Genomic DNA, 26,179 nt, shown 5'->3' with positions numbered 1-26,179 from the left:
TCTTAATGGCTTTAAGTTTTTTTTATTGACTTAGGCGCAGCGACTCGCTTCAATAATTCTTTTTAACGCATAATACGGTTCTCTACGAAGTTTAACTATTGTTAGATTAAATATTTGTAGCAAGTATGCTACAATCAAGGAGAAGAATCGTATGGTGAAACCAGAATTTGATTGGGGAGAACAGTTCGATCGTTAGCGAGAAATTCAAAAAGCTCAGACGATTCGCGATACGATTATGTTGAAAAAGCGAACTTTATAAAGTGGGGGAATATTATGAGTAAAAACAGTGCCGCAATTAAGCGACGTTTAGCCGCAAGCCCGGAATTTAAACAAGCCTTCGCGGCTGAGCAGGACAAACTCGATTTAGCTGACTTATTATTTGAATTAAGAACTCAAACTGGGCTAAACCAAACGGATTTTGCAAAAAGAGTCAATAAGCCACGCTCGACGATTGCCCGAATTGAGGCCGCGACAATGGAGCCTTCATTTTCGCTACTAGCCGATATTGCCCAAGCACTAGACAAGCGTCTAGAAGTACGGATAGTCAATTTACCGCGGGAAACTGCGTAGTAAGACCAGCATAGATATAAAGATGGCTACGTTTTTTTAGTTCAAGCGCGCTAGATAACGCGCTTAACTTTGATCGTATGTGATAGCCGTAATTTAAATGTAGACAAACTTGCGTAAGTTATTGCGCTAGGACATAAGGCTCGATATACTGAATGCAACTGGAGGTGGGCGCATGGCGCAAGAAAATGAAATTTTGGATACTTGCTTGATAGCGGGACGAATCATGGTCGAAAGTGGTTCGGAAATGTATCGAGTTGAGGATACAATGCGGCGCATGGCCGCTAATGCTGGCGCTATGAATAGCCAAATTTTTTCGACACCAACGGGGCTGCTGATGGCATTGCCGACGCAAGATGCCGTTCAGATCCAACAAGTGACGATGCGCACGATCAATTTGGAAAAAGTTGATCGAGTCAATGATCTGTCGCGGCAATTTGCTGAACATCAAGTCACACTCAAGCAATTGCATCAGCGCTTAACCATGTTGGATCATGATGTGCCTTTCTTTCCGGTTTGGCTGCAGATCATGGCCGCCGCTTTGGTCAGTTGTACTTTAATGATCATCTATGGTGGCGTGTGGGCAGATTTCATACAGAGCGCTGTTGTCGGGGCCGTGGGTTATGCGGTATTTTATTTTATCCGTGAACATTTGGCGGTCAGCTTCCTCAGCGAATTTATGGCTGCTTTTACAATTGGCTTTTTGGCTTGGGTATTGGTTCATTGGCATTTCGGCCAAAGTCTAGATATGATCATCATCGGCGCAGTCATGCCGCTGGTTCCCGGCGTGGCGATCACCAACGCAGTGCGGGATATGCTGGCTGGCCATTTACTTTCTGGTATTGCGCGGGGGATGGAAGCTTTATTTAGCGTTGGTGCGATCGGTATTGGCATTGCTTTGATTTTTCGATTTTTTTCATGATCAACGTGATCACTTAGTTTTGAAGTGGTGGAGGTGTTAAAATGTGGTTGCAACTTTTGTTACAAATTGGGTTTAGTTATTTAGCTACAATTGCGTTTGGTATCTGTACCAATGTCCCGCGGCGTGCGCTGAATGCCTGCGGGATAACCGGCGTGGCTGGTTGGTTAGTTTATTGGGGCTTGTTACAATTTAAGCTGGGGCACATGTTGCCCAATTTAGTCGGTGCTTTTGTGATCGCGCTGGTCAGTTTATTTTTTGCGCGGCGTGATAAAATTCCCGTGATCATTTTTAATATTCCTAGTTTGGTGCCATTAGTGCCTGGTGGGATCGCTTATCGCGGCGTCCGGGCATTTGTGCTGGGTCACTATACGCAGGGGCTTGGCTTTGCGGTACAAGTCTTGATGATCTCCGGGTCGATCGCCGTTGGCTTTATGCTGGCGCAATTTGTTAGCGCCCCGCATCAATTATTGAAACGCCGCGATTAAGTATTGCGACTGTCACTAAAATTTTACAACATTGTAATAGTATTTTCGTGAAAATGATGATATAACAATCGTAAGCTAAAACCAAGTTGGGTTTTGGCAAATCTGATCGACGACAACCATTGGGGGAGTGAACGTGCTTTTTAATAAAGCAATGGATTATGCGGTAACGGGTGTTTATACAGTGGCAGATCAGCGTAAAACTGAGCGCTGCGTGATGCATAACGCGACAAAGCGTGAGGCCAAGCAACAAATGCTGAATTATTTAACTAATAAATTAAGTCAGTCTGACGGTTCATATACAGATATCGTTTCAATCAACGTCACAAAGCCAAGTACAGCTGAATCTAAAAAATAAAAATGAATGACATTACCAAAGGTTGCGCTGGCGATTTTTGGTTTTTTGTATTTTAACGAAACATAGCGGAAAAAATCATGCCGCAAGAAACATGGCGCTACTCCACTTTAGTGGAAGATAGTCAGCATAGCCCGCTGATCATCTTTTATGTTCCGGACGATGTCCATTCTTGTGGCGAAAATCATGCCGCAAGAAACATGGCGCTTGCTATTGTTAAATCGAACCAGCTATAATGGGTCTAGGATAGTTTAGGCTAGACCAGAAAAGTGAGGTATAAGTGAAGATGAGCGCAAAAAATACGCAGGATCCATTAGACTTTGAAGTGCAGACAATGGCATTTCGGCGGCTGTTGGTTGCCGTAGATGAGGATGATTCTACTTCATCGATTCGCGCCTTTAATTATGCAGTTACGCTGGCTAAGTCGTATCACATCCCATTGGCCGTGGTTACGATTTTAGAAACTGGTGATTTGAATATTTATGATTCATTATCGCCAGATGTTTTAGCGGATCGGCGTGAGGAAGTTTTAGCCAAGGTTAATCGCTATGCCGAAAAAGCCAAAGAATTCGGTGTGATCGAAGTTTCGTCATTAATTGGTGAAGGCAAGCCCGGCAAAGTGATCGTTGAGCAAGTCATTCCAGATTGGCGACCAGATTTATTGATCGTTGGTTCAGAGACCAAGGATAAGAGTCGTCTCTTTATCGGCTCACAAGCGAGCTATATGTCGCAAAATGCGCCATGTTCAGTGATCGTTGTGCGCGCTGATGACAACTACAATGCATAAAAATTAAACAATAGGGCGCCGACAGCGATGTCTGGTGCCCTATTTTACATATCAAAGGAAGTGTGGCAGTTGAAGTATCCCAATAGTTATTTAGCGCGGTTTATCGCCCGGCCGAATCGCTTCATTGCAACTTGCCGGCTACATGATGAATTGGTGCAAGTGCACGTCAAAAATACGGGCCGCAACAAAGAGATCCTACAGCCGGAAGTACCAGTGGCGCTAGTCAAAAGTGATAACCCACAACGTAAAACGCAATATGATTTAGTGGCGGCTAAGGTGGGGACGCGCTGGATCAATATTGATAGTCAGGCGCCGAATCAAGTGGCGTACGACAGCATTCAATCTGGCTTGATCCAGTTGCCGGGGATTGCGACCAGTGATATTTTAACCTTGAAGCGTGAAGTGACGTTTGAGGATGCGCGCTTTGATATTTTTGGCAGCACCGCCACCCAGCCTTTCTTCGTTGAGTTAAAAGGTGTGACCCTTGCTAATGGCCGATTAGCGGCTTTTCCCGATGCACCTACTAGTCGAGCGGCCAAGCATGTCGCAACCTTGATCCGTGCGCAACAGGCGGGCTATCAAGCGTATCTTTGTTTTATCGTCCAAATGAGTGGCATCAGTAAGGTGACGATTTATCAACAGCGTGATCCAGATTTATATGCCGCAATTTTACAGGCGCAAAAAGCGGGCGTACACCTGCTAGCATATGGCTGCACAGTGACGCCCGCAACATTAAATGCGGCTTATCCAATAACCATTGACTTAGCGCAACCTTTTACTGAAGTTGGCTAGCGGCTAGTGAATCGAGATTCTGTTGAATATAAGCGGCTGAATTATTGAAAGCCTGCTGTTCTTCAGCGCTTAAAGTCACATCAACTGTACTTAAAACACCGGCACGGCCGATCAATGTTGGCTGACCAATGTATAATTGATGTTCAGCATTCCAGCTAGAAACGGGCAAGGTGATGTGCGCGTCACTGAAGATCGCTTGCACCACGGTCACTGCTGCGGCTGCGATACCGTAGCTAGTAAAGCCTTTACCACTAATAATTTGCCATGCGCGACTGCGGATGGTTTTTTCTAGTGCCGTAATATCCGTGTTATGTTGTGCGAGCACTTCTTTGATCGGGCGGGTGGCGACTGTGATCGTGGACCAAGCGGTAAATTGAGATTCGCCGTGTTCGCCAAGATTATAGCCTTGAATATCTTGTAAGGAAACGTGTAATTCGCCAGCTACTGCGCGGCGCATCCGCATCGTATCCAGCACGGTACCAGTACCGAAAACTTGTTGCTGCGGCAATCCGGTGAGGCGCTGCAAGTAAGTCGTGACCACATCACACGGGTTAGTGATATCCAGTAAAATACCATTAAAGCCACTGGCCATAATTTTAGGTGCAGCTTCCTCAGCAATGCGGCTGGTGATCTTCAATTCAGCTTGGCGATTGTTTTTGCCGTCGCTAAAAATTGAGATATCGCCGGCGGCCATGATCACGATCGCGGCATCGCGTAATTGCGTATAATCTTGTGTTGTAATTTGCGTGTGTGTGACTAGGCCTGCTTGCGTGTCCTCTAAATCTAACTTTTCTGCTTGGACGATCTGATCACTTTTATCGATCAAAACGAGTTCGTCAGCGATGCCTTTAGTCACTAAAGTATACGCCACAGCAGCGCCCACATGACCAAGTCCAATAATTCCAATTTTACGCACGAAAAAAACCTCCTCAAAATTAGCGCTAGTCGACAAAAATGATGTCGCCACGCGATAGTAAGCGTTAACTTAACGCTTTTAGTATACGCGGAATTATTGGCTAAAACTTTTTTGTGAGGAGGTTCTAATCTAAGCCTCATTTTGTCTCAGTAGAAATAAAAAATCGCAGTGGCGGCTAATTTAGTCACCACTGCGATTTGCTGCTAGTTATGTTGTAAAGCTGTTTTGGTTGCAACTGGCTGTTCTTTTTTGACTTCCTTATTGCGCCAATAAGAGGAAAGCGTAGAACCGGAAATATTATGCCAGATACTGAAAATGGTTGATGGGATCGCCGCTGCTGGATGGAAATACTGCATTGCTAGCGTGGCACCCAGCGCTGAATCTTGCATACCAACTTCAAACGTGATGGCTTTACGTTGTGGGTAGTTTAAGCGAATGATGTGGGCAAACAAGAAACCTAGCGCATAGCCAGAAAGGTTATGTAAGATAACGACTGGGATAACTAATGCTGTTTGGCTAGTGAATAAATTCGCTTGGTTGGCAGCGAAAACAGCGCAAACGATCAGTAAAATCGCAACTTGTGAGACTAATGGTAAGACATGATTGACTGCTTCGATTTTTTTACCGAATATGGTGTGAACTAAAACGCCTAAGAAAACAGGTAATAAGACGATGCGGATCGCGCCTAAGAATAGGGATGCAGCGGGAATCGTCACCCATTGGCCGGCATAAAGCATCAGTAGGGAAGGCAACATGATCGGTGCCAACAAGGTAGATAACATACCGATGGAAACATCTAGCGCAACATCACCGCCAGCTAAGTAGGCCATTACGTTGGAAGAAGTCCCACTAGGACAAGAGCCAACTAGGATCACGCCGACTGCAGTGGGGCCGGATAAATGAAAAATCAAGCATAATAAGTAGGCGATACCTGGCATGATCACGTAATGTGCAACGGTGCCGGCAATAACTGGCCAAGGTTTACGTAAGATCCGCGCAAAATCCTTGCGGGACAAGGTAAGGCCCATGCCGAATAAGACAACGCCTAATAGCAGTGATGTATGTGGCGCAATTGCGGTGCCGAAACCAGGCGCAAAGAAACTAAACGCGGCGACCACCACCACTAATAGGGTAAACCATTTACTGACCCAATTACCAACTGATTCAACTTTCTGCATAAAAAAACCTCCAATATATTTTAACGGCATCATTTACGATACGAGCTGTATTATTTTTAATGTACACCTAGTGCGATTCGGGCGTAGCGACTCATTTTATCAACGCCCCAAGCGGGTTCCCAGACAAGATCAATATTAACGGCGGCGACTTCAGGCAATTCAGTTAGCGCGTTATCGATCATTTGTTCCAACACATCCGAGATCGGGCAGCCCATAGTGGTTAAAGTCATGGTGACGGTGGCAATGTTAGCAGTCAAACTCAACCCGTAGATCAAGCCTAGATTAACCACGTCACAACCTAGTTCTGGATCAATAACGCTGCTTAAAGCGTCCAGCATACGATCTTGTAAAGCGGTGGCACTATTTTCTGACAATGGTAATCGGCTCCCTTCCATTTTTTTGACAGTTAGGAACAAAAGTAGCTATTCGGGCTTGCTAAGCGTCAGTTTCTGGGCCAAATAATTCGTCGGCGCCTTTCATGATGCCGCCTGTGTTAGCAGAGGTGACTAAATAAGTGTAACGAGCTAGGTAACCTTGGCGTACCTTCGGCTGGAATGGCTTTAAATCTTTACGGCGCTCCGTAAATTCAGCTTCGGAAACGTTGACGTTTAGCGTACGGTTGATCATATCGATGGTGATTTCATCGCCATCGTGAATCAGCGCGATCGGCCCACCTGCCGCAGCTTCTGGCGAAATATGACCAACGGCGATTCCGTGCGTGGCACCGGAAAAACGACCATCGGTGATTAAGCCAACATCACGGCCAAGCCCACGACCAACAAGATCAGAGGTGGGGTTCAACATTTCTGGCATACCAGGGCCACCTTTAGGACCTTCGTAACGAATGACGACCACGTGCCCTTTTTGAACAGTGCCGTTGTCGATTCCTTCGACGGCAGCATCATGTGAATCAAAACAAATTGCTTTACCGGTGAAGACCCGAATGTCTGGATCAACGCCGCCGACTTTAAGCACGGAGCCATCTGGCGCAATATTGCCGTAAAGCACGGATAAGCCGCCTTCGTTGGAGTACGGATCATCCAGTGGCCGAATAACTTCGTGGTTCAGACTTTTGGCACCGGCCACGTTTTCGCGGAGCGTTTTACCAGTAATAGTGGGCCGATCAGGATGGATGATGCCACCTTTTTCGATCAATTCATTAATGATCGCTGGCATGCCGCCGGCTTCGTGAACGTCCTGCATTGTCCATGAGGAAGAGGGGGCAATTTTAGCCAAAAATGGGGTCTTAGCAGCAATTGCGTTGATGTCGCGCTCGCTGTAGTCAACGCCAGCTTCATGAGCGATCGCCAAGACGTGTAAGACGGTGTTAGTTGAACCTCCCATCGCCATGTCAAGTGCGATACAATCATCAAAAGCTTCTTTGGTCAGCAAATCACGTGGCCGAATATTATTTTTAACCACGGTCATTAATTGTTTAGCGGCTTTGCGGACTAGCTCGCGGCGTTCATCAGAAACGGCTAAAGCAGTCCCGTTATACGGTAAGGCTAAGCCAGTCATTTCCATCAGGCAATTCATCGAGTTGGCTGTAAACATGCCGGCGCAGGAACCACAGCTGGGACAAGCGTTTTGTTCAAGTTGTAAGAAGTCATCCTTACTTAGTTTGCCGGACTTAAAGGCGCCGACCGCCTCAAACATGTTGGATAAAGTAACGGCTTTGCCATTTGGATCCAATCCAGCTTTCATTGGCCCACCGGAAACGAAGACGGCTGGAACGTTGGTGCGTGCCGCCGCCATCATCATGCCAGGCGAGATTTTATCACAATTTGGGATGTAGAGCACGCCATCAAACCAATGGGCGTTGATCACAGTTTCTGCCGAATCAGCAATAATTTCTCGACTGGGTAACGAGTAGCGCATGCCGATATGGCCCATAGCAATGCCGTCATCAACGCCGATGGTATTAAATTCAAACGGGATACCGCCGGCTTCGCGAATTGCTTTTTTGGCAACTTCGGCTAGTTCACGTAAATGGACGTGGCCAGGAACGATTTCAATATAGGAATTACAGATTGCAATGAAAGGTTTCTTCATGTCATCAGGGTTTTTGACCTGGCCCGTTGCGTATAATAGGCTGCGCCCTGGCGCCCGATCATCGCCGACCGTAATTTCGTCACTACGCTTCTGCATATCTTTACCAGAAATCGAAAAATTCAAGGTGTCACTCATTTGATCAGCTCCTTTTATGATTATAAAATGTGAATAAGTTAATAAAAGATGTAATGGATTGAATACTAGCACCAATATTTTTAAGCGTCAACCTTAAAAATAATAATTAGTTTTTTTGTAATGTACTGTTGAAAAGGAGTTTGTAGCTGTGTAGAATGAACCTCAATCGAAATAAAATTTAATTTTTATCTAATCTAAATGCTGTGACGAGGAAGAGTAGTCGCTGGCAGTACCTGAACAGAGAGCCTTGTAAGCTGAGAGAGGCAGTACTGTTAGTAACGAAAGTAACCTTTGAGCTATCTGCTGAACAAAGTAGGCGGGATTGGGAGTGCCCATTATCGCACCAACGCATCAACTCTAGAAAAGATGAGCTAGCTCGTTGCTATGTTTGTGTTTTATCTACAGGTTTCAAGCAAACATCGCATTCTGTTTTTTAGAAGTTTGTGCGCGGCAGAGGCATTTATGGCGACATAAATGTAAATTAAAGGTGGTAACGCGCGAAAGCGTCCTTAATGATCTGATTCATAGATCATTTTGGGCGCTTTTTTTGTGGCGTATGCCAAAAAGACGTTTATAACTAACTGAGCGATCAGCGACCGCAGTGTGCGTTCGCCGCTGACAGCTAGGACCACGTTCCCGCAACGACCTTTAGATTAGATTGTTCTTTGACAACTGAATCTTGAAGGCGGCGTCTGAACTTAATCTGATCAAGCTTAATTTAGAGAGGGGAATACCATTATGGAAACAACTTATGAAATGATCGTCTGTACGAACTGCAATCACACTGTCCCTAGCGGTAATTTCTGTACTTGCTGCGGTCGGCATCTCTTTGAAGAACAAGGACATAATAGCTGCAGTACCAGTTTCTGTGTGAATTGCGGCGCCCAAACACCAAATGCAAAATATTGTAGTACCTGTGGATTTAAAAAAGATTTTGATCGTTATTTTTAAAAAAGTGTTGACAATGAACTGAGACTAAGTGTATTATGAGCGATATAGAAATTTGATTACATTTAAATTAATAATGTGTTGACGAGCAAAAGTATTTTTCGTAACTTGGGTAAGCGAACCGCGTTTGGTGAGAGGCGGTACCAGTAGCGTTGAAGAAAATCAGCTCTGAGCAATGAATCGAAATTTTAGTAGAATTCACTGGCTGCCACCATTATCTGGCTAGCGTATCGGCAAATTTGCCTGCACGTGAAGAGGTGGTTACAGCAATGTAGCCGCGAATAAAAGGTGGTACCACGTTTATAACAACGTCCTTCAAGATAGTAATTTTATCTCGAGGGGCGTTTTTTTGTTTTTTAGGCAGAACGTTGGCAACGATAATTTAAAGAAATTAAAAAAGGTGTTGACATTCTTAAAAAATAGAGTAAATTAAGTTACATTAATTCTAATTGTTTTTTAATCAAAGGCGGAGGTGAGCAGATGCAAGCACCAGAAGAACAAACCATGCCAGTACGTAATGGCGCTGAATTATTGCTTGATACATTAACTGCACAAAATGTCGAAATGATCTTCGGTTATCCGGGTGGCGCGGTCCTCCCGCTGTATGATGCCGTTTATCGGCAACAATTTCGGCACATTCTCGTTCGACATGAGCAAGCGGCTGCCCACGCCGCTGAAGGCTATGCCAAAGCAACTGGCCGCCCCGGCGTCATCTTTGTTACTAGTGGTCCCGGTGCAACCAACGCAATTACCGGAATTGCTGATGCAATGATGGATTCAACGCCGCTGATTATTTTTACCGGTCAAGTTGGCACCCAGGCCATTGGGAGTGACGCATTTCAAGAAGCCGATATTTTAAGCATGACGGCGTCGATCACTAAAAATAATTATCAAGTTCATGATGTTCGTGAACTGCCGCGCATCGTTAATGAAGCTTTCTACGTTGCAACAACTGGTCGAAAAGGGCCGGTGTTGATCGATCTGCCCAAGGATATCGCTAATCAAACAACTAATGCACCGTTTCCAGCACAAGTTAATTTGCCGCAATATCAACCGACACCAACAATTGATAAAAAAAGTGTCGCGCAGCTAATGCAAGCTTTGAGCCAGGCCCATAAGCCAGTATTATTAGTCGGCAATGGCGTTCACGCCGCCGCAGCACAAACGGAAGTCCAACGTTTCGCGCAGCGTTACCAAGTGCCAGTTGTGGCAACATTGTTAGGGCTTGGGATCATGGCAACTGATGCACCATTATTTTTGGGCATGGGCGGTATGCACGGCACGTATGCAGCGAACATGGCATTAACGGAATGCGATCTACTGATCAACATTGGTTCACGCTTCGATGATCGCTTAGCTACGGCACCACAAAAATTTGCGCCCCACGCCACGATCGCGCATATTGACATTGATGCTGCGGAGATGGACAAAGTCATCCCAGCTACCTACCAACTAGTCGGCGATGCCAAAGCGGTTTTGAAGTTAATGTTGCGTAGTTCAGCAGCTCGGCCAGACGTTGCGGCCTGGCAGCAACAACTACAACAGTGGCAAACGCAACATCCAATGCACTATCAAAAGAGTGCAACGGAAATCAAGCCACAGCAGGTCGTCCAATTAGTGGGCGAGTTAACTCATGGCGATGCTTACGTCGTCACTGATGTCGGTCAGCATCAAATGTGGGCGGCACAGTATTATCCATTTAAGCACCAACATCAACTGATCACTAGCGGCGGCCTGGGCACAATGGGTTTTGGCCTACCGGCAGCGATCGGGGTTAAGCTAGCTGCACCGGATAAGCCAGTGGTATTGTTCGTCGGTGACGGTGGCATTCAAATGACTAGCGAGGAACTAGAAGTGATCGCCACTTATGATTTGAACATTAAAATCATCCTATTAAATAACCATACTTTAGGCATGGTTCGCCAATGGCAGGACCTGTTCTATGATCAGCGGCGTTCGGCAACGATGTTTGAACATCAGCCTGATTTTATGAAATTAGCTGATGCCTACGGACTAAAGGCATATCATCTGACTGATCCGCAAACAGTAGCAACTGATCTAACAGCTGCTTTTGCAACAACACATGCGGCACTGATCGAAGTTGCTATTCCAGCGTTAGAACCAGTGATGCCAATGATTGCGCCGGGCCACGCGAATAATGAGATGATGGAGAGTGATTAGATGCGACGAGTGCTCACTTGTTTATTAAGTAATGATCCAGGTGTACTGAATCGTTTCACCGGAACGCTGACTCGGCGGCAAGTTAATATTGACAGTATTTCGATCAGTCCGATTGGCGATAAAAGTGCATCACGGGTAACGGCAGTCATTTATCTAAATGATTTAGCAGCGGCCAAGCAGTTGGTTGCACAATTAAATAAGCAGATCGATGTATTGGAGATCGATGATATTACAGAACAACCACATATCGAACGTGAATTGGCGTTGATCCGCGTCAATGCCGCAACGAACAAACGGGCGGAGTTGTTCGCAATGGTACAACCATTTCGCGCTGATGTCGTCGATGTCGCGCTTGATTCATTGATGATACAAATTACTGGATCACGTGAGAAAGTTAACGCATTACTCCGCGTGGTTCAACCGTACGGAGTTACCAAAGTAGTAAGAACCGGGGTTGCAGGCTTTACCAGAGCAGAAGGATAGAGAGTGCGACGGAAAGCGCCCAACTTCTGGAATATAACCTAGCTTGACGATAAGTGACACGGAGTGGCGCGTTCGCCAAGCGTAGTTATATGGAGGAAGTTGCTTTCCGGAGCACGTTTCCGCTATCCAGTGTCAAGCACACACTATCTCAAAAAAGTCTGAGCACCAGCCGTACCACTAATTGTAGGTTACAATTTTAATTTCAACCTATTATATAGGAAGAAAGACAAAAGTTTGCACTAAGTTTGGTTACAGAAAACAGTGTGGTTACTGTTTTCAATTCGAAAAATGGAGGGTTTTATATGTCAGTAGAAATGTTATACGAGAAGGATGTCACCACTAATTATTTAGAAGGTCAAACGATCGCCGTTATCGGTTATGGTGCGCAAGGTCATGCCCAGGCAAACAACTTCCGCGATTCCGGATTCCATGTTGTGATCGGTGTTCGCCCTGGTAAGTCATTTGATAACGCTAAAAAAGATGGCTTTGAAGTTTATTCAGTTGCAGAAGCAGCTGAAAAAGGTGACGTTGTTCAAATGCTGACACCTGATGAAGTCATGTCGGACGTGTATAAGAATGAAGTTGCTGACCATTTAAAACCAGGTAACACGCTTGGTTTCTCCCATGGTTTCAATGTTTATTACAAAGAAATCGTTCCTCCAGAATTCGTTGATGTTACGATGATGGCACCTAAAGGCCCAGGTAACTTATGCCGCCGTACTTATAAAGAAGGCTTCGGTGTTCCTGCACTTTACGGTGCTGAGCAAGATGCAACTGGCCATGCTGAAGACAAATCAAAAGAATTAGCTAAAGCCAATGGTGCTGCACGTGCCGGCTTACTTAAGACAACTTTCAAAGAAGAAACCGATGAAGATTTATTCGGTGAACAAAACGTCTTAATGGGTGGCGTTACTGCCTTGATCGAAACTGGGTTTGAAGTTTTAACTGAAGCTGGCTATTCACCACAATTAGCTTACTTTGAAGTTGAACATGAAATGAAACTGATCTGTGATTTGATCTATGAAGGCGGCTTTAACAAGATGTACGCTGACTGCTCAAATACATCAGAATATGGTTCATACGTAGTTGGACCTAAAGTGGTTGGCCCTGAATCTAAACAAGCGATGAAGGATGCTTTGACCGATATCCAAAACGGTAAATTTGCTAAAGACTTTATGGCTGATTACCGTGCTGGTTTCCCAGAACTTTATCGTTTACGCGAACGTTCAGCTAACTCACAATTATCACAGGTTGGTGCTGAATTACGCGCACATATGCCATTTGTTACCGAAGCTGATAAATACAGTACTAAATAGCGCATTAATGGCTATAACAGTTTGAACTGATCGTAGAAAAGTGAGTCAAGGATACTTGGTCCCTGACTCTTTTTCTTTACATACGTCGGTCTGATCACGGCGAGTTTTCATCAATAACACATATGAACGATTACAGTAAATTGAAAGGATGTGACTAGATGGTCGCCGTACAACAAGAATCTGCATTACTCACTAAAACTGACGTCGATAAAGCTTATGAGGTGTTACGGCCGATTATTCGCCATACGCCGTTACAATATGATGTTTATTTATCGCAAAAGTACCACTGTCAAGTTTACTTAAAACGAGAAGACTTACAAAGTGTCCGTTCCTTTAAAATTCGGGGTGCTTACTACGCAATTGCTGATACACCAGCAGAACAGCGCCAACGCGGGGTGGTCTGCGCCAGTGCCGGTAATCATGCACAGGGGGTGGCGTGGACCTGTCATCAAATGCAGGTACCCGCAACGATCTTTATGCCAGTGACTACGCCGAAACAAAAGGTCGGGCAGGTAGAATTTTTCGGTGGGGATGATGTCACGATCAAGCTGGTCGGGGATACGTTTGACGCGGCAGCAGCGGCAGCAGAAGAATTCTGCCAGCAGCACCAGCAAACTTTTATCGCGCCATTTAACGATAAACGCACCATGGCTGGCCAAGGAACGTTAGCGTTAGAAACGTTGGCTGATGCAGATAAAGCTGGGATCGACATTGATTACCTGTTTGCAGCAATTGGTGGTGGCGGCCTGATCAGTGGTGTGGCCGCTTACGTTAAGGGCACCAATCCTGCAACTAAAGTCGTTGGCGTAGAACCAGCCGGCGCAGCGTCAATGCAAGCAGCACTGGCAACTGGTGGCCCAATCGCACTAAGTGAGATCGATAAATTTGTTGATGGCGCTGCGGTGCAAAAAGTCGGACCGCTGACATATGCCAATGTGAAGGCATATGTCGATGACGTGATCACGGTTCCTGAAGGCCAAGTGTGTAGCGCGATTTTAGATTTATACGGCAAAGAAGCAATTATCGCGGAGCCTGCTGGCGCACTAAGTGTAGCTGCACTAGCCACACAGCAGGAAAAAATCGCCGGTAAAACTGTTGTCTGCGTGGTTAGTGGTGGTAACAATGATATTAACCGGATGCAAGAAATTGAGGAACGTTCTTTAATTTTTGAAGGTTATCAACATTATTTTATCGTTAATTTTCCCCAGCGACCTGGGGCTTTGCGCGAAGTAGTCAACGAGATCCTGAGCCCAGATGATGATATTACTAAGTTTGAATACACTAAAAAAGTTAACCGCGGCGAAGGGCCAGTGTTAATTGGCGTCCGCTTAGGTGATAGGGCGACGTTACCTGGCTTACTAGAACGCTTGTCTAAATTTGATCCCCGCTACATTAATTTGAAAGAGAATCAAATGTTATACACCATGATGGTTTAGGGCGTGATCATGTAGTAGTGGAGGTGAGTTATGACCAAAATTTTAGATTTTCAAAATGTTAGCTTAGAGCGCGGCGAACGAACGATCCTAAATAATATTAATTGGACGATCCATACCAAAGAAAACTGGGCTATTCTTGGACTAAATGGCGCTGGAAAAACCACGCTGTTGAAAATGATCCATGGTGATTTATGGCCCACAACTGGTCGCTTAGAAGTGCTAGGTGGGGTTTTCGGACACACGTCGATCCCAGAATTACAGCGAAAAATCGGTTGGGTCAGCACCGCCCTGCAAGAGGCCTTGCATGTGGGTGATCGAGTCGAAAAAATCGTTTTGTCTGGCAAGTTTGCTAGTATCGGTGTGTATGAGGCTTATACTCAGGCAGATATTGAGCAAGCTAAACAAATTTTGTGCCAAATGGGTGGTGCGGAATTGATCGGCCAGCGATATCAGGTTTTGTCACAAGGTGAGCGACAAACGGTACTGATCGCGCGGGCATTAATGGCCCGTCCGCAATTGCTGATCTTGGATGAACCGTGTAACGGACTGGATCTTTTTGCCCGTGAACGCTTGTTGCAACGGGTGGCCAAATTAGCGGCCGCACCAGATAGCCCAGCGTTGTTGTTTGTATCGCACTATACTGAAGAACTGTTGCCGTGCTTCCAGAATGTGCTGCTACTGCGCGATGGTCAAGTAGTGCGCCAAGGAAGGCGTACGGAATTATTAACGGAAGCTGTTTTATCAGATTTTTATCCCGCGCCGATTCAAACGGCAACGCTAAGCGAACAACGATTAGCGGTTTATCCGCGGTAAAGATCTGTAGCTATAAGATAACATGAATTTAATCGAATGGGAACTTATGTTTGCGTAAGAATTAAGGTTAGTGAGACTAAAAAACGCGCTACCTATTTGCAGGTGCGCGTTTTATGCTTTATTTACTGGCAATATATTCGATTTCGATTAATGCGCCAGCTGGTAGCTTAGCGACTTCCACCGTTGATCGTGCGGGCAGCGTTGCCGCATCAGCGAAAGCAGCAGCGTATAAATCGTTAACTTTGGCGAAAGTTGTCACATCATCAAGGAAAATCGTCGTTTTAATGATGTCAGCGAAGGTCATATCAGCCGCAGCTAAAACTTGACCAATATTTGCGAGCACTTGTTTAGCTTGGGCTTCAATATCGGCGCCAACTAATTTGCTAGTGGCTGGATCAATACCGACTTGGCCAGAGCCATATAGGGTGTTATCAACAAGCACGGCTTGTGAATAAGGACCTAATGCTGCTGGTGCTTTTGTAGTTGCAATTACTTTTTTCATAAAAACTTCACCTCAACAAATAGATTTTGAAAGTGAATTTGGTGGCGTTGCCAAGTGGCTTGGCCGAAACACTCTCTGGCCTAATCATACGTGAAATTAGGTTTAAAGTAAACGCAATTATACTGTGGAAACAGTTAAAGTTAACCATCAATTTCAGAAAGGTGGTTGACAAATCAGTGTGAGATTACTACACTTAATATTAAAATTAGATAATAAAAATCATCGTTTTATAATTTTAAGGGGGAAGCTGCATGTCAGTTAAAGCAAGTGAAGTTGATTTTGATAATTTAGGGTTCAATTATATGGATCTGCCATACCGTTTTCGTGCGTATTATCGTGATGGCAAGTGGCAAGATGAAGGTTTAACTGATGATGCTAATATCCACATCAATGAAGGTTCAACGATTCTACATTATGGTCAAGGCTCTTTTGAAGGCTTAAAAGCTTATCGGACCAAGGATGGTAGCATTAATTTATTCCGACCAGATGAAAATGCGAAACGGATGGCGAAATCTTGCGAACGTCTTTTGATGCCGGCTTTTCCGGAAGATAAATTTGTTGCTGCAGTTAAGCAAGTGGTCAAAGCTAATCAAGATTTTATCCCCCCATATGGTAACGGTGGTACATTATATCTGCGGCCTTATATGGTTGGTGTCGGTGGCAACATTGGTGTCCATCCAGCCCAAGAATATATTTTCTCAATTTTCGCCATGCCAGTAGGTAACTATTTCAAGGGTGGCTTGACACCAACGGCCTTTATTACTTCCGAATATGATCGGGCAGCACATAAAGGGACTGGTGCTAACAAAGTCGGCGGTAACTACGCTGCTAGCTTATTCCCTGGTCAGTATGCCCATCAGAATGGTTACAGTGACTGTATCTATTTGGACCCAGTTTCTCATCGTAAAGTTGAGGAAGTTGGTTCAGCTAACTTCTTCGGCATCACTAAAGACGATGTGTTTGTAACACCAAAGTCACCTTCAATTTTGCCATCGATCACTAAATTCTCACTGTTATACTTGGCCAAAGAACGCCTAGGCTTAGGTACTGAACAAGGCGACGTTTATATTGATCAATTTGACCGCTTTAAAGAAGCTGGCGCTTGTGGGACAGCTGCCGTCATCTCACCAATTGCCAGTGTCACCCATGAAGGCAACAAACACGTCTTCTATTCTGAAACTGAGGTTGGCCCAGTGACTAAAGAACTTTATGATACTTTAACGGGTATCCAATTTGGTGATGTTGAAGCACCTGCTGGTTGGATTCAAAAACTTGAAGATTAAGCAATGACTAAATGCTTGTGCGAGGGCAAACCTGGTGCAGGCATTTTTATTTGGCGGCAAGTTCACAGAAGCAGGTTTTTAGCAATTGCGCGGTATAATGATAGGCGGATGAAGGAGGTGCCTTTTAAATGAAGCTTAGTCGATTACAGGCATTTAGTGACGGCGTTTTTGCGATCCTAATTACGATTCTAGTGATGGATTTTAGAGTACCGCCGTATAGTTCTGGACATTTGTTAGCGGCAGTCTTGCGGCAATGGCCGGTATTAGCGGCATATATTTTGTCGTTTATGTATATCGGTATCTTGTGGTTATTCCATCATGATTTATTCAGCGTGTTTGCTAAAATCGATCGTAACGTTAATTTGTTGAATTTACTGATGTTATTTGCGATCACCTTGATCAATTACCCAACGGCACTGTTGTCGGATACATTAATGCATCATGAGCGTGCTGATCTACAAGTGGCTTTTATGAGTTATGCGGGCGTTGCTTTGTTTATTTCACTGACCTTTTTACTTTTGTATCGCTACTTGAATCTGCATCCGGAGTTGAAGTCGACGCGAGTTAATGCGCAATCGTTTGCTACCATTACTTACGATCCGCTACGTAGTATTGTGATTTATTTTTTATCGATCGTCGCTACTTTCTTTTCGGTTAGTTTCGGCGCGCTACTACTGGTTGGCGGGATTATTTTTCACTTCTACGCTTATCTACACTTAAGCCGGCGCTTGATCGTGTAAAGTTTTTTGAACTACAGGTGCGGAAATGCTAAGATGGGGTCATAACCAAAGTGACTGCTTTCAAAATTAATTTAGCGGCTTTTCCAGTAACAACGGAAAGACACTAATATCTGAAGATTTTAGATTTTTGAAGGAGGAATTATTATGGCAGCATTGCAAAATGATTTGGCACAATTGATTCAGGCACAAGGCGAACAAGGTCCATTTGTTTCTATTTTTATGAAGGTTTCGCCGTATGAACGCGATATTGCTGAAGACAAGGCAACTTTCCGTAATTTGGTACAGCAGGCGAAAAAAACATTTATCAGCCGCTTTACTGAAAAAGCTTGGGCGAGCTACCATGAACAGTTCACAAATGTACTTCAGCAGCAGCGTGCGTTAGGCAATAATGGTGCTGCCAGTATTGTGGTCGTGGTGGGTCAAGCTGATACGTTTATCTATCCGCTGGCTCAAGAAGTGGCGAACAGCGCGCATGTTGGGGATACAGTTTATGCGCTGCCGTTGATCGCCAACGACCAATTCAGTTGGGATTATCATTTGCTTAAGGTCAGCCAAGACAGCATTGCACTTTGGGACGTAACGGAAGGTGTCGCAACACCAGTTGAGTTACCAGCAGAGGCACCAACAACACGTGCGCAAGCTTTAGGGACTGAGCTAACTAATGGCAAAACGCGGACGACACGAACAGGCTTAGGTGCTGGTCAAGCTGTGCACGGTAATGATCCCAAAGAAGCCAGTCAGGCTAGTGATACGCAGAATTATTTCAAACAAGTCGATGATTATGTATTGGCCAATTATTCCAAAACCACGCAGAAGCCGCTTGTTTTATTGGCAGTGAGTGAAAATCAGGCTGTTTTTCGTAAATTAAGTAAGAATAAATATTTATTGAAAAATACCGAATTGAGTAAGGTACCCGCTAAATTAGATCGGCAAACGGTGGCGCAAATCGTTGCCCAAATCAATCAGCAACTGGCTGCCGAAGTTTTAGCTGTGTTACAAAACGAAGTTGATCGTGCCCGTTCCGCTAAAAAATACATTAGTGATTTTGGCGCGATCACGCAACGAGTAACGGAAGGTAATGTAGATACACTGTTTATTGCTGCTGATGCTTACGTTGCTGGGCGCTTGGTTGCTGGCGAGCTAGATACCAGCAGCACTGCGGCCAAAGCGACTAATTTATTAAACGAATTAAGTGTTGAAGTGTTGCAGTTAGGCGGCCAAGTCTATGTCTTACCCGAAAGTGAATTGCAGGCTGATGCCACCGCAATTTTACGACGGCCAGATCAAGAATAATCAAAAAGGATCACGCAGATTGCGTGATCCTTTTTTTGTGGCTCTATACATGGCAGGAAACGATAATAATATATCAATCTGAAATAATATTATTGAGACTATGGCTTAGATAAATAAGTTTTGAGTGATTGAAAGTAATGACGCTTTTAATAGTATTCGCTAGGTAAATGCATCAATTGTAGATCATCTTGTTGCTGAATGATAATTTCATCTGGCAAAATCAAGGCATGATCAATTAGTTCTAGGGCTAAATGTTCTGCTGGTTTGAATTGGTAACAGTACACGTCGCAATGACGTCCTTCTTTAGTGATGACTAGGTCGATACTATAAGGTAAATGGCTACTTTGCGCGCGTAATGAATCATAAAAATTCCAAAGATAATTCGTGAAATAACGGGGTAATTCAGTCTGAACACCGTCTGAAATTTGCCGTGAAAGTGGTCGCTTTCCAAAAATAATATCACATCCCTAAATGAAATAACTGTATTCGTTATCTCTATTCTAGGGAAGATGAAGCTAAAAAACTAGTCAAATGGGTCAATGTCATCAAATTGATATATGGCTTTAATATTTTGGCAATAAGCGGGCTATTTATCTTGATGTGAATGGCGCATTGTTGATGGTTTACCCGCTAGGCGTGTTTGTAAACGGGTATAAAAATGCTGATAAAGCCAAATGGCAATGCGCAACCATAAATAGCCAAGCAATAACGCTGCTATCGTGTCGCTGAGATAATGTGCGCCTAGATAAACGCGGGCGGCGACGACTAATCCAAGCCAAAGACCAATTGCAATTAGGCTAGCCAATCGCTGCCAACGCTTAGTTAATGGACGGGCGAATAGATAATATAGCAAGCTGACGATCATTACAGCGCTGAAAACATGGCCGCTGGGAAAACTGTAACCATTTTCCGGAACCAGTACATGTAATGTGGGCCGTGGCCGGGCAACAACGAATTTAAGTAGCCAGGAGAGCACGCCACCTAAACCAAAAGTGAGCAGCACCCAAAGCGCATCAGCACGACGTTGGAAGTACCACAAGCCACCGATCAGTACGATAGCATAAAGTACTGCCAGCGCAGGTTGTGCGATCACACTAATTAAGCGCATCAGAAAAGTTTTGGTTGGTGTCACGGTTGCTTGCAAGGGTGTTGCCAGCAACTGATCAATGAAGGTCAATGGTGTCGCTTGAAAATGTGCTAATAATGCCAGTATAATTAATATCCCCATAACCACCAGAATTGCCGGTGGTCGTCGTTTTAATAGACGATTCAATCACATAACTTCCTTTATAATTAATCAACTAAGTAGAGAATAACTTAGTTTCAAAACTCCCAGAATCTAGCATACCGTAAAAAACTAAATATTAGCTAAAGTTTTTATCAATTTTTCGCCAACTGGGGGATCGTTTAGCAGGGTGAGTTAGCCTACACTCAAAAAAGCACGACGAAACGTGAAGGGGTGCTCCCTCGCATTTGCCGCGCTCTTTGATTTTTATTTTAGTAGATTTAAGCGAAATTAGCTAGTCTAAATTTGCTAATAAGGCTTCTAATTCATTTAATCGTTGTTCAAAAACTTTGAAAGCTTGCTCTAAATACGCTGTTTGGGTCATATCGACACCAGCTTTTTGCATGATTTCGATTGGGTCTGCCGAACTACCTGACTTCAAATAATTAATGTACGCCGTACGGTCAGCACGCTCGCCGTTAATAATTTTATCCGCTAAAGTTGTAGCCGCGGCAAAGCCAGTCGCGTATTGATAAACATAATAGTTGAAGTAGAAATGTGGGATCCGCGACCATTCCAGCGCGATCTCTGGGTCATTGGCCACTGCTGGACCATAATATTTCTGATTTAACTGACCATAATAATCAGATAAATGTGCGGCCGTCAGCGGAACCCCTTTGGCATCTTCAGTATGAATAAAGTGTTCAAATTCAGCGAATTGCGTCTGCCGGAAAATCGTGCCTTTGAAACCGTCTAAATAGTAATTCAAGATGTAGGCGCGAGTACGTGGATCCGTTTGTTGCTTCAATAAATAATCGGTTAACAGATTTTCGTTTGTCGTTGAAGCAATTTCGGCAACGAAAATAGCGTAGTCACCGTAAACGTAAGGCTGATTATGGTGGGTATAGTGGCTATGGACGGAATGGCCCATTTCATGGACTAGGGTGTACAGATTGTTTAAGTTGTTTTGCCAATTCAATAGAATGTAGGGATTGGTATCGTACATACCAGAAGAATAAGCGCCGCTGGTTTTACCCTTATTTTCTACGACATCGACCCAACGTGTTGCAAATGCTTCTTCAACGATGCTGTTGTATTCGCGACCTAAAACTTTGGTTGCCTTTAAAACTTCAGCTTTAGCTTCATCGTAAGTATAGGACAAGCTAGGCTCGCCGGTTAACGGTGTATACATATCGTACATGTGCAATTGATCAACGTTGAGGATCTTTTTGCGTAAGGCAACGTAACGATGCAAGAGCGGCAAATTCTTTTCAACTTCAGCGACTAACGTATCATAGACACTTTCGGGAATATGATTGGCTGCTAATGCTGCCTGACGGGCGGAGTCGTAATGATGGACCCGAGCCTTGTAGTTGTGCATTTTAACATGTGAAGATAAAGTTGACGCCAAGGTGTTGCGGAATTGACCGTAAACTTTATAAAGTTGCTGGAACACCTGTTTACGGACATCACGATCAGTTGATTCGATCAAAGTGCCGTAAACACCCTGTGATAATTCGACATCGTTGCCCTGGGCATCCTTGACGGTGGGGAAAGCTAAGTCCACGTCGTTAAGCACATCAAAAGTCGCTGCTGAGGCATCGAAAACATCGCTGGCACCAGCTAATAATTCCTCGGCTTCCGCTGATAATACATGTGCACGGGTGGCGGTAACCTGATCTAAATAATGTTCGTAAACCCGCAAATTCGGACTGCTAGCAATATAATCTTTTAATTGATCAGCGGGAATCGCCAAAATCTCGGGTTCTAAAAATGAAACTTGTGCAGCAACTTGTGCAGCTAATGCGCCAGCACGCTGATCCATCGCTTGGTAAGTTGAGTTATCATTATCTTGATTGTGCTTCAAATTGGCATACACATATAATTTTTCTAATTTTCTGTATAAGTCAAAAATCTGGTCTAAACCATCGCTTAAGTCACGGGCGCTATTGCCGAGCGTTCCTTTGCGTTGGGTTACTGCTTCGCCGGCAGCCGTAATTTCGTTAAATGATTCTTCCCAGTCAGCGTCACTACGGTAGACGGTGGTCAGATCCCAAGTTAATTCCGCGGGGACTTGCTCGCGAGTGGGTAATGTTTTAGTGGACATGTAAAAACCTCCTAAATAAATACACTGCTTGTATGGTATCGCTTTAATCATAGCATAAACCAGTTATGAAATGCAGGCAGTGTGTGCTTAAACTGTAATGACGATGAATTTGTAGTGAGAAAATAGGCACAAAAAAACGCCCGCAGCTGCGGACGTTTTGTAAAAGTCTAGATTAAGTAGTAGCTTAGTACCAACCTTTTGAAATCCATGAAGCTTTTGCGTTAACCCATGAACCATAACGTGATGATACATAGCTATCAGCAACTTTTTCTTGGTTAGCGGCTGAGTAATCACCGTTTAAGTATGATGAACTTAATTGGTATTTACCGATAAATTGACCATTTGTAGCTGTGTATGAGCCACCAGATTCTTTGTTAGCAATCCAATCTTTAGCAGCTTGTTCAGCACTTGAAGTTGAGGTTGTTGCAGCTGTTGAAGTCGTAGTTGAAGCAGTAGCAGCTTGCTGTGTTTGTGCAGCTTGTTGTGCTTGTGCAGCGCTAGCTTGTTGTTGTGCTTGTGCATCTTGAGCTGCCTGAGCAGATTGTGTTGTAGTTGTTGTGCCATCAGGAATGTTATAGTCTTGACCAGCAAAGATCAAATGGCTATCAGTGTTGATGTTATTTGCTTGTTCAATGCTGTCAATAGACACGCCGTATTCGTTAGCAAGCTCGGAAACTGTGTCACCAGATTGTGCAGTTACAGTTGCGGCTTGTGCTTGTTGTGCGCCGACCAAGAATAATCCAGCGGCACCGGCTGTGGTGAACATTAACATTTTGACGCGTTTACTTAATAAAATAATAATCACTCCTAAAGGGTTTATGGTTTTAATTTAAGTTATCTACAATTACGACTATCGACATGCGTTGCTAGTTACTATCGATTCAACAGTGATAAGTATAGTGTTGTACTGTAACAAACCAATACCAACGATATTACAAAAAACGGCCAAATTGAAATATCGTTACATTTTTGTAATATTATGTAATGGAAAAATTGTGAAAGCCTAATCCTTTAGTCTTAGATAACTTATGAATATGGATAAATGTCACATAAAAAGCGAATTTTTTTTGAATTTTTTTTTGTTTTTAGCTTAAACTTGCGCACTTATTAACAATTTGTTTAGAAATTAACCGATTTTTAAGCAAATTTAACAGAGAGATGACGATATACATCAGACTGCAATGGTAACGGCATTTACAACTATGCTTCCACTTTTAATGGCTAAATTTCTGTACGGGCATAGTGAAATTAGGCGGTAGTTACTGATCAATATCAAGTGATAATTGACGTGGCTCGAGCAGTTTGTGCGCTTAATGTTTATTGCTAGCTCATATCAAACTCGGATAATAATAGTACAGTAGTTAAATAGCGACGCATAATAAGTGACATTAGTAGGCAAGTACTAGCGTTATTGTTATAATGAACTTTCGCAAAAAAAGGATGACGGAGGAAATGTGATGCCATTCAAATTAAACCAGAACACCAACTGGCGGCTTAATTTTTATTTGATTTTTGGTGGCCAGTTTATATCTAACTTGACCACAATGATCGTACAATACGCTTTTATGTGGTACATCACTGATGTGCTTAAGTCGGCAACTGCGCTGTCGCTATCGACGCTGATGATGTTTATTCCTTGGATCTTTCTGGCACCAGTCGCGGGTGTCGTGATCGATCGCTGGTCAAAAAAAGTGATCATGATCGGAATGGATTTATTAGCAGCGTTGGTGGCGATTGTTATTTCGCTAACGATCAGCCAATTTGCAGGCGGTGCCTTATTGACGTTATTGTTAGTCGCAATTTTCACTCGTGCGGTCACTCAAGTTTTTCAACAACCAACATTAAATACGATCGTGCCGGCAATTGTGCCAAAAGACGAGTTGACTAAAGCTAATGGGCAAATTCAAAGCCTGCAATCATTGACCGCAGTTATTGCACCAGGGATCTCAGCGGTATTGTTTGGTCTGATACCAATACAGTGGATCATTTTGCTAGATGTGATCGGTGCGATATTTGGTTCATTAACGGTTTTATTCGCCTACGTGCCGGTAACTGATAGTAGCCAGGAAGAACAAGTCTCCTTTTTCAAAAATATTCACTTGGGAATTCGGGAGTTAATGAAGCATCGCGGTATTTTTCAATATAGCATTTTATCGCTGATTGCGATCATGTTCATCATGCCCGGAGCCAGTTTGTATCCATTAATGACGACGCAACATTTTGGCGGCACCATCACGCAAGCCGGGATCGTTGAAACAATTTGGTCGGTGGGCAGCCTGCTTGGTGGTATTTTCATCAGTATTTGGGGTGCGGGCAAGAATCGTTTTTACGCTATATTTGGAAGCTTAGTGATCATGGGTGCCACGTTTAGTATTTTCGGTTTATTACCAGCTGGGCTCGGCGGTTTTTGGATTTTTGCTGGGTTAAATATTTTTGCTGGTTTCGGACTGGCCTTCATGAACTCACCCTTTATGGCAATCGTCCAGGAACAAATTCAACCAGAAATGATGGGCCGGGTGATGAGCGTTTTAATGGCGTTGACCAACATTGGCGCGCCAGTGGGGTTAATGTTTGCCGGGCCGCTAGCTGATCAATTCGGTATCGCCCAATTATTTTTGCTAGCGGGAGTAGCCACGTTGCTGGTCGCTGCAGCGGCAGTGCTGTTGCCAGCAGTCCGACAGATCGATAAAGAATAGTTTATTTGAAAACACGCTGACTGCGTGTTTTTTTGTGCGTATTTATCTAGAACTCAAGACGTAAAAAAAGAACCCTTAGCGGATTCCCTTTAAATAATATAGCCTAATTTTTGGGTACTAACAAAATATAGTGACGAATAGTACTAAATAGTATGCCAGCAATCGGAAAAATCAGCCATGATACGGACCAGAGGCCAAAAATAAATGAGCTGATGAAATAAGCAATGATAATTAGTGGCCAGTAAACTTGATATAGGAAGAGATGCGCTTTGGGATTGCGCTGCTTGAGTTCGTTTAGCGCGCGCTCATCGGTATCAGCGATTGCGTAAAAGATGTCAGTTTGCGCGATCCGCGTGTATCCGGTATAAATGACGCTACCATAAATAATCGCAAAAATCCCACTACCAACGATCCAGACAAATGCGGCAACACTTAGTGAATTGAAGTCGGTCACTTGCCAAACTGCTTGTAGAATCAGTGGAAACAAGGAAATAATACACAAGGCCACACCGGCGACCAAAGTAATGGTAAAACTGCTAGTGTTATCTTGCTGGTGGGCGCGTGCGGTTGCCTGAATTTCTGGTGTTATCGTTCGTTTATCCAACGGGACTTTCACGCGTGCGTGAGCCATTCCAACGATAATAAATGAACTGATCCCAACGATGACACCAATTAGCATCAACAAAATACCTAACCAACTAAATTTTGTGGTTATTAAGGCAATCATGGCACCGACACCTAACGTCATACTTAAAATGCCGCTAGCTATCGCTGATGCCAAACGTTTTGTGCTACGCCAAAAAGTTTCTGTTTCCGCCAAAGTGCGATAATCCCTTTATGGTTGTCAGATGAAATACAATAATTCATCTAACAACTATGGAGGGATTTTTGTATGCCCAGATCTAAACATACGGTACTCGAAAAATTAGCAATCTTAAAGGAACTTACCCAATCAAAAACTGGACTACGG

The 26,179-nt window shown here is 44.0% G+C and carries 26 protein-coding genes and 1 other annotated feature; of the genes, 16 read left to right on the top strand and 10 right to left on the bottom strand.

Annotation, left to right across the window (positions count from 1 at the left end; all coding sequences use genetic code 11):
• The first annotated feature begins 273 nt into the window (after window positions 1-273).
• From EKM76_RS06500 to sfsA, 7 genes are all read left to right on the top strand, one after another.
• Window positions 274-570, top strand: a complete 297-nt coding sequence (locus tag EKM76_RS06500; RefSeq protein WP_164507611.1) for a helix-turn-helix transcriptional regulator — start codon at window positions 274-276, stop codon at window positions 568-570.
• Window positions 571-742: 172 nt separating this feature from the next.
• The gene (locus EKM76_RS06495) at window positions 743-1,489 is read left to right on the top strand and encodes a threonine/serine exporter family protein (protein ID WP_125549879.1); all 747 of its coding nucleotides are present in this window, start codon (window positions 743-745) and stop codon (window positions 1,487-1,489) included.
• A 41-nt stretch (window positions 1,490-1,530) separates the two neighbouring features.
• The gene (locus tag EKM76_RS06490; RefSeq protein WP_125549878.1) at window positions 1,531-1,974 is read left to right on the top strand and encodes a threonine/serine exporter family protein; all 444 of its coding nucleotides are present in this window, start codon (window positions 1,531-1,533) and stop codon (window positions 1,972-1,974) included.
• Window positions 1,975-2,107: 133 nt separating this feature from the next.
• A complete protein-coding gene (locus tag EKM76_RS06485; protein WP_125549877.1) occupies window positions 2,108-2,329 on the top strand; it encodes a hypothetical protein in 222 nt (73 codons plus the stop codon).
• 77 nt (window positions 2,330-2,406) lie between these two features.
• Window positions 2,407-2,562, top strand: coding sequence for a hypothetical protein (locus EKM76_RS13445; protein ID WP_164507610.1), 156 nt, complete (start codon window positions 2,407-2,409; stop codon window positions 2,560-2,562).
• A 50-nt stretch (window positions 2,563-2,612) separates the two neighbouring features.
• Window positions 2,613-3,113, top strand: a complete 501-nt coding sequence (locus EKM76_RS06480) for a universal stress protein (RefSeq protein ID WP_125549876.1) — start codon at window positions 2,613-2,615, stop codon at window positions 3,111-3,113.
• A 69-nt stretch (window positions 3,114-3,182) separates the two neighbouring features.
• Window positions 3,183-3,905 (top strand): DNA/RNA nuclease SfsA, encoded by a 723-nt coding sequence (gene sfsA / locus EKM76_RS06475; protein WP_125549875.1) that lies wholly within the window; start codon window positions 3,183-3,185, stop codon window positions 3,903-3,905.
• On the opposite strand, the gene EKM76_RS06470 is transcribed toward sfsA, so the two are convergent.
• From EKM76_RS06470 to ilvD, 4 genes are all read right to left on the bottom strand, one after another.
• Entirely contained in the window at window positions 3,889-4,821 is a 933-nt protein-coding gene (locus tag EKM76_RS06470; RefSeq protein WP_125549874.1) for a lactate/malate family dehydrogenase, read from the bottom strand. The genes sfsA and EKM76_RS06470 overlap by 17 nt on opposite strands.
• Window positions 4,822-5,024: 203 nt before the next feature.
• Complete coding sequence (locus EKM76_RS06465) at window positions 5,025-5,999, bottom strand: bile acid:sodium symporter family protein (protein WP_125549873.1); 975 nt, start codon at window positions 5,997-5,999, stop codon at window positions 5,025-5,027.
• A gap of 56 nt (window positions 6,000-6,055) precedes the next feature.
• Window positions 6,056-6,394 (bottom strand): metal-sulfur cluster assembly factor, encoded by a 339-nt coding sequence (locus EKM76_RS06460; RefSeq protein WP_191986908.1) that lies wholly within the window; start codon window positions 6,392-6,394, stop codon window positions 6,056-6,058.
• Window positions 6,395-6,434: 40 nt separating this feature from the next.
• Window positions 6,435-8,186, bottom strand: a complete 1,752-nt coding sequence (gene ilvD / locus EKM76_RS06455) for a dihydroxy-acid dehydratase (RefSeq protein WP_125549871.1) — start codon at window positions 8,184-8,186, stop codon at window positions 6,435-6,437.
• Between the two features lie 1,020 nt (window positions 8,187-9,206).
• Window positions 9,207-9,453 (top strand) — a binding site (T-box leader).
• Window positions 9,454-9,614: 161 nt separating this feature from the next.
• Between ilvD and ilvB the strand changes: the two genes are divergently transcribed.
• The 5 genes from ilvB to EKM76_RS06430 all read left to right on the top strand — a co-directional run bounded on the left by ilvB (window position 9,615) and on the right by EKM76_RS06430 (window position 15,363).
• Window positions 9,615-11,315, top strand: a complete 1,701-nt coding sequence (gene ilvB, locus EKM76_RS06450) for a biosynthetic-type acetolactate synthase large subunit (RefSeq protein WP_125549870.1) — start codon at window positions 9,615-9,617, stop codon at window positions 11,313-11,315.
• Window positions 11,316-11,798 (top strand): acetolactate synthase small subunit, encoded by a 483-nt coding sequence (gene ilvN / locus EKM76_RS06445; RefSeq protein WP_125549869.1) that lies wholly within the window; start codon window positions 11,316-11,318, stop codon window positions 11,796-11,798.
• Window positions 11,799-12,100: 302 nt separating this feature from the next.
• Complete coding sequence (gene ilvC / locus EKM76_RS06440; protein ID WP_125549868.1) at window positions 12,101-13,114, top strand: ketol-acid reductoisomerase; 1,014 nt, start codon at window positions 12,101-12,103, stop codon at window positions 13,112-13,114.
• A gap of 158 nt (window positions 13,115-13,272) precedes the next feature.
• Window positions 13,273-14,550 carry a threonine ammonia-lyase IlvA gene (ilvA, locus tag EKM76_RS06435; RefSeq protein ID WP_125549867.1) on the top strand — a complete coding sequence of 426 codons (1,278 nt, stop codon included), beginning with the start codon at window positions 13,273-13,275 and terminating at the stop codon, window positions 14,548-14,550.
• A 30-nt stretch (window positions 14,551-14,580) separates the two neighbouring features.
• Entirely contained in the window at window positions 14,581-15,363 is a 783-nt protein-coding gene (locus tag EKM76_RS06430; RefSeq protein WP_125549866.1) for an ABC transporter ATP-binding protein, read from the top strand.
• Window positions 15,364-15,481: 118 nt separating this feature from the next.
• On the opposite strand, the gene EKM76_RS06425 is transcribed toward EKM76_RS06430, so the two are convergent.
• On the bottom strand, window positions 15,482-15,865 hold the full coding sequence (locus EKM76_RS06425) for a Rid family detoxifying hydrolase (RefSeq protein WP_125549865.1): 384 nt from the start codon (window positions 15,863-15,865) through the stop codon (window positions 15,482-15,484).
• A 251-nt stretch (window positions 15,866-16,116) separates the two neighbouring features.
• Between EKM76_RS06425 and EKM76_RS06420 the strand changes: the two genes are divergently transcribed.
• From EKM76_RS06420 to EKM76_RS06410, 3 genes are all read left to right on the top strand, one after another.
• Window positions 16,117-17,148: a branched-chain amino acid aminotransferase gene (locus EKM76_RS06420; RefSeq protein ID WP_125549864.1), complete on the top strand. Its 1,032-nt coding sequence runs from the start codon at window positions 16,117-16,119 to the stop codon at window positions 17,146-17,148.
• A gap of 128 nt (window positions 17,149-17,276) precedes the next feature.
• Entirely contained in the window at window positions 17,277-17,888 is a 612-nt protein-coding gene (locus EKM76_RS06415) for a TMEM175 family protein (protein WP_125549863.1), read from the top strand.
• Between the two features lie 144 nt (window positions 17,889-18,032).
• Window positions 18,033-19,181 (top strand): baeRF6 domain-containing protein, encoded by a 1,149-nt coding sequence (locus EKM76_RS06410; RefSeq protein ID WP_125549862.1) that lies wholly within the window; start codon window positions 18,033-18,035, stop codon window positions 19,179-19,181.
• A gap of 146 nt (window positions 19,182-19,327) precedes the next feature.
• Here the strand turns inward: EKM76_RS06410 and EKM76_RS13440 are convergent, their stop codons facing one another.
• From EKM76_RS13440 to apf, 4 genes are all read right to left on the bottom strand, one after another.
• Complete coding sequence (locus EKM76_RS13440; protein ID WP_164507609.1) at window positions 19,328-19,465, bottom strand: hypothetical protein; 138 nt, start codon at window positions 19,463-19,465, stop codon at window positions 19,328-19,330.
• 302 nt (window positions 19,466-19,767) lie between these two features.
• The gene (locus EKM76_RS06405; protein WP_125549861.1) at window positions 19,768-20,454 is read right to left on the bottom strand and encodes a phosphatase PAP2 family protein; all 687 of its coding nucleotides are present in this window, start codon (window positions 20,452-20,454) and stop codon (window positions 19,768-19,770) included.
• 247 nt (window positions 20,455-20,701) lie between these two features.
• Entirely contained in the window at window positions 20,702-22,513 is a 1,812-nt protein-coding gene (gene pepF, locus EKM76_RS06400) for an oligoendopeptidase F (RefSeq protein WP_125549860.1), read from the bottom strand.
• Between the two features lie 184 nt (window positions 22,514-22,697).
• Complete coding sequence (gene apf, locus EKM76_RS06395) at window positions 22,698-23,285, bottom strand: aggregation-promoting factor (RefSeq protein WP_125549859.1); 588 nt, start codon at window positions 23,283-23,285, stop codon at window positions 22,698-22,700.
• Window positions 23,286-23,970: 685 nt separating this feature from the next.
• Here apf and EKM76_RS06390 point away from each other — a divergent pair.
• The gene (locus EKM76_RS06390) at window positions 23,971-25,209 is read left to right on the top strand and encodes an MFS transporter (protein ID WP_125549858.1); all 1,239 of its coding nucleotides are present in this window, start codon (window positions 23,971-23,973) and stop codon (window positions 25,207-25,209) included.
• A 103-nt stretch (window positions 25,210-25,312) separates the two neighbouring features.
• Here EKM76_RS06390 and EKM76_RS06385 read toward each other — a convergent pair whose 3' ends face one another.
• Window positions 25,313-26,029 (bottom strand): hypothetical protein, encoded by a 717-nt coding sequence (locus EKM76_RS06385; RefSeq protein WP_225417890.1) that lies wholly within the window; start codon window positions 26,027-26,029, stop codon window positions 25,313-25,315.
• Window positions 26,030-26,179: the final 150 nt, after the last annotated feature.

The organism is Loigolactobacillus zhaoyuanensis, assembly GCF_003946385.1.
In the GTDB taxonomy this organism is placed as follows: Bacteria; Bacillota; Bacilli; order Lactobacillales; family Lactobacillaceae; genus Loigolactobacillus; species Loigolactobacillus zhaoyuanensis.
The sequence above is the reverse complement of the archived record's forward strand: the minus strand, read 5'-3'. Positions and strand labels throughout refer to the sequence as shown.

Coding starts and splice junctions, on each gene's coding strand:
- EKM76_RS06500 (WP_164507611.1), top strand. CDS start 274: ATGAGTAAAAACAGTGCCGCAATTAAGCGACGTTTAGCCGCAAGCCCG.
- EKM76_RS06495 (WP_125549879.1), top strand. CDS start 743: ATGGCGCAAGAAAATGAAATTTTGGATACTTGCTTGATAGCGGGACGA.
- EKM76_RS06490 (WP_125549878.1), top strand. CDS start 1,531: ATGTGGTTGCAACTTTTGTTACAAATTGGGTTTAGTTATTTAGCTACA.
- EKM76_RS13445 (WP_164507610.1), top strand. CDS start 2,407: ATGCCGCAAGAAACATGGCGCTACTCCACTTTAGTGGAAGATAGTCAG.
- EKM76_RS06480 (WP_125549876.1), top strand. CDS start 2,613: ATGAGCGCAAAAAATACGCAGGATCCATTAGACTTTGAAGTGCAGACA.
- EKM76_RS06465 (WP_125549873.1), bottom strand. CDS start 5,999: ATGCAGAAAGTTGAATCAGTTGGTAATTGGGTCAGTAAATGGTTTACC.
- EKM76_RS06460 (WP_191986908.1), bottom strand. CDS start 6,394: ATGGAAGGGAGCCGATTACCATTGTCAGAAAATAGTGCCACCGCTTTA.
- ilvD (WP_125549871.1), bottom strand. CDS start 8,186: ATGAGTGACACCTTGAATTTTTCGATTTCTGGTAAAGATATGCAGAAG.
- ilvB (WP_125549870.1), top strand. CDS start 9,615: ATGCAAGCACCAGAAGAACAAACCATGCCAGTACGTAATGGCGCTGAA.
- ilvN (WP_125549869.1), top strand. CDS start 11,316: ATGCGACGAGTGCTCACTTGTTTATTAAGTAATGATCCAGGTGTACTG.
- ilvC (WP_125549868.1), top strand. CDS start 12,101: ATGTCAGTAGAAATGTTATACGAGAAGGATGTCACCACTAATTATTTA.
- ilvA (WP_125549867.1), top strand. CDS start 13,273: ATGGTCGCCGTACAACAAGAATCTGCATTACTCACTAAAACTGACGTC.
- EKM76_RS06430 (WP_125549866.1), top strand. CDS start 14,581: ATGACCAAAATTTTAGATTTTCAAAATGTTAGCTTAGAGCGCGGCGAA.
- EKM76_RS06425 (WP_125549865.1), bottom strand. CDS start 15,865: ATGAAAAAAGTAATTGCAACTACAAAAGCACCAGCAGCATTAGGTCCT.
- EKM76_RS06420 (WP_125549864.1), top strand. CDS start 16,117: ATGTCAGTTAAAGCAAGTGAAGTTGATTTTGATAATTTAGGGTTCAAT.
- EKM76_RS06415 (WP_125549863.1), top strand. CDS start 17,277: ATGAAGCTTAGTCGATTACAGGCATTTAGTGACGGCGTTTTTGCGATC.
- EKM76_RS06410 (WP_125549862.1), top strand. CDS start 18,033: ATGGCAGCATTGCAAAATGATTTGGCACAATTGATTCAGGCACAAGGC.
- pepF (WP_125549860.1), bottom strand. CDS start 22,513: ATGTCCACTAAAACATTACCCACTCGCGAGCAAGTCCCCGCGGAATTA.
- apf (WP_125549859.1), bottom strand. CDS start 23,285: ATGTTAATGTTCACCACAGCCGGTGCCGCTGGATTATTCTTGGTCGGC.
- EKM76_RS06390 (WP_125549858.1), top strand. CDS start 23,971: ATGCCATTCAAATTAAACCAGAACACCAACTGGCGGCTTAATTTTTAT.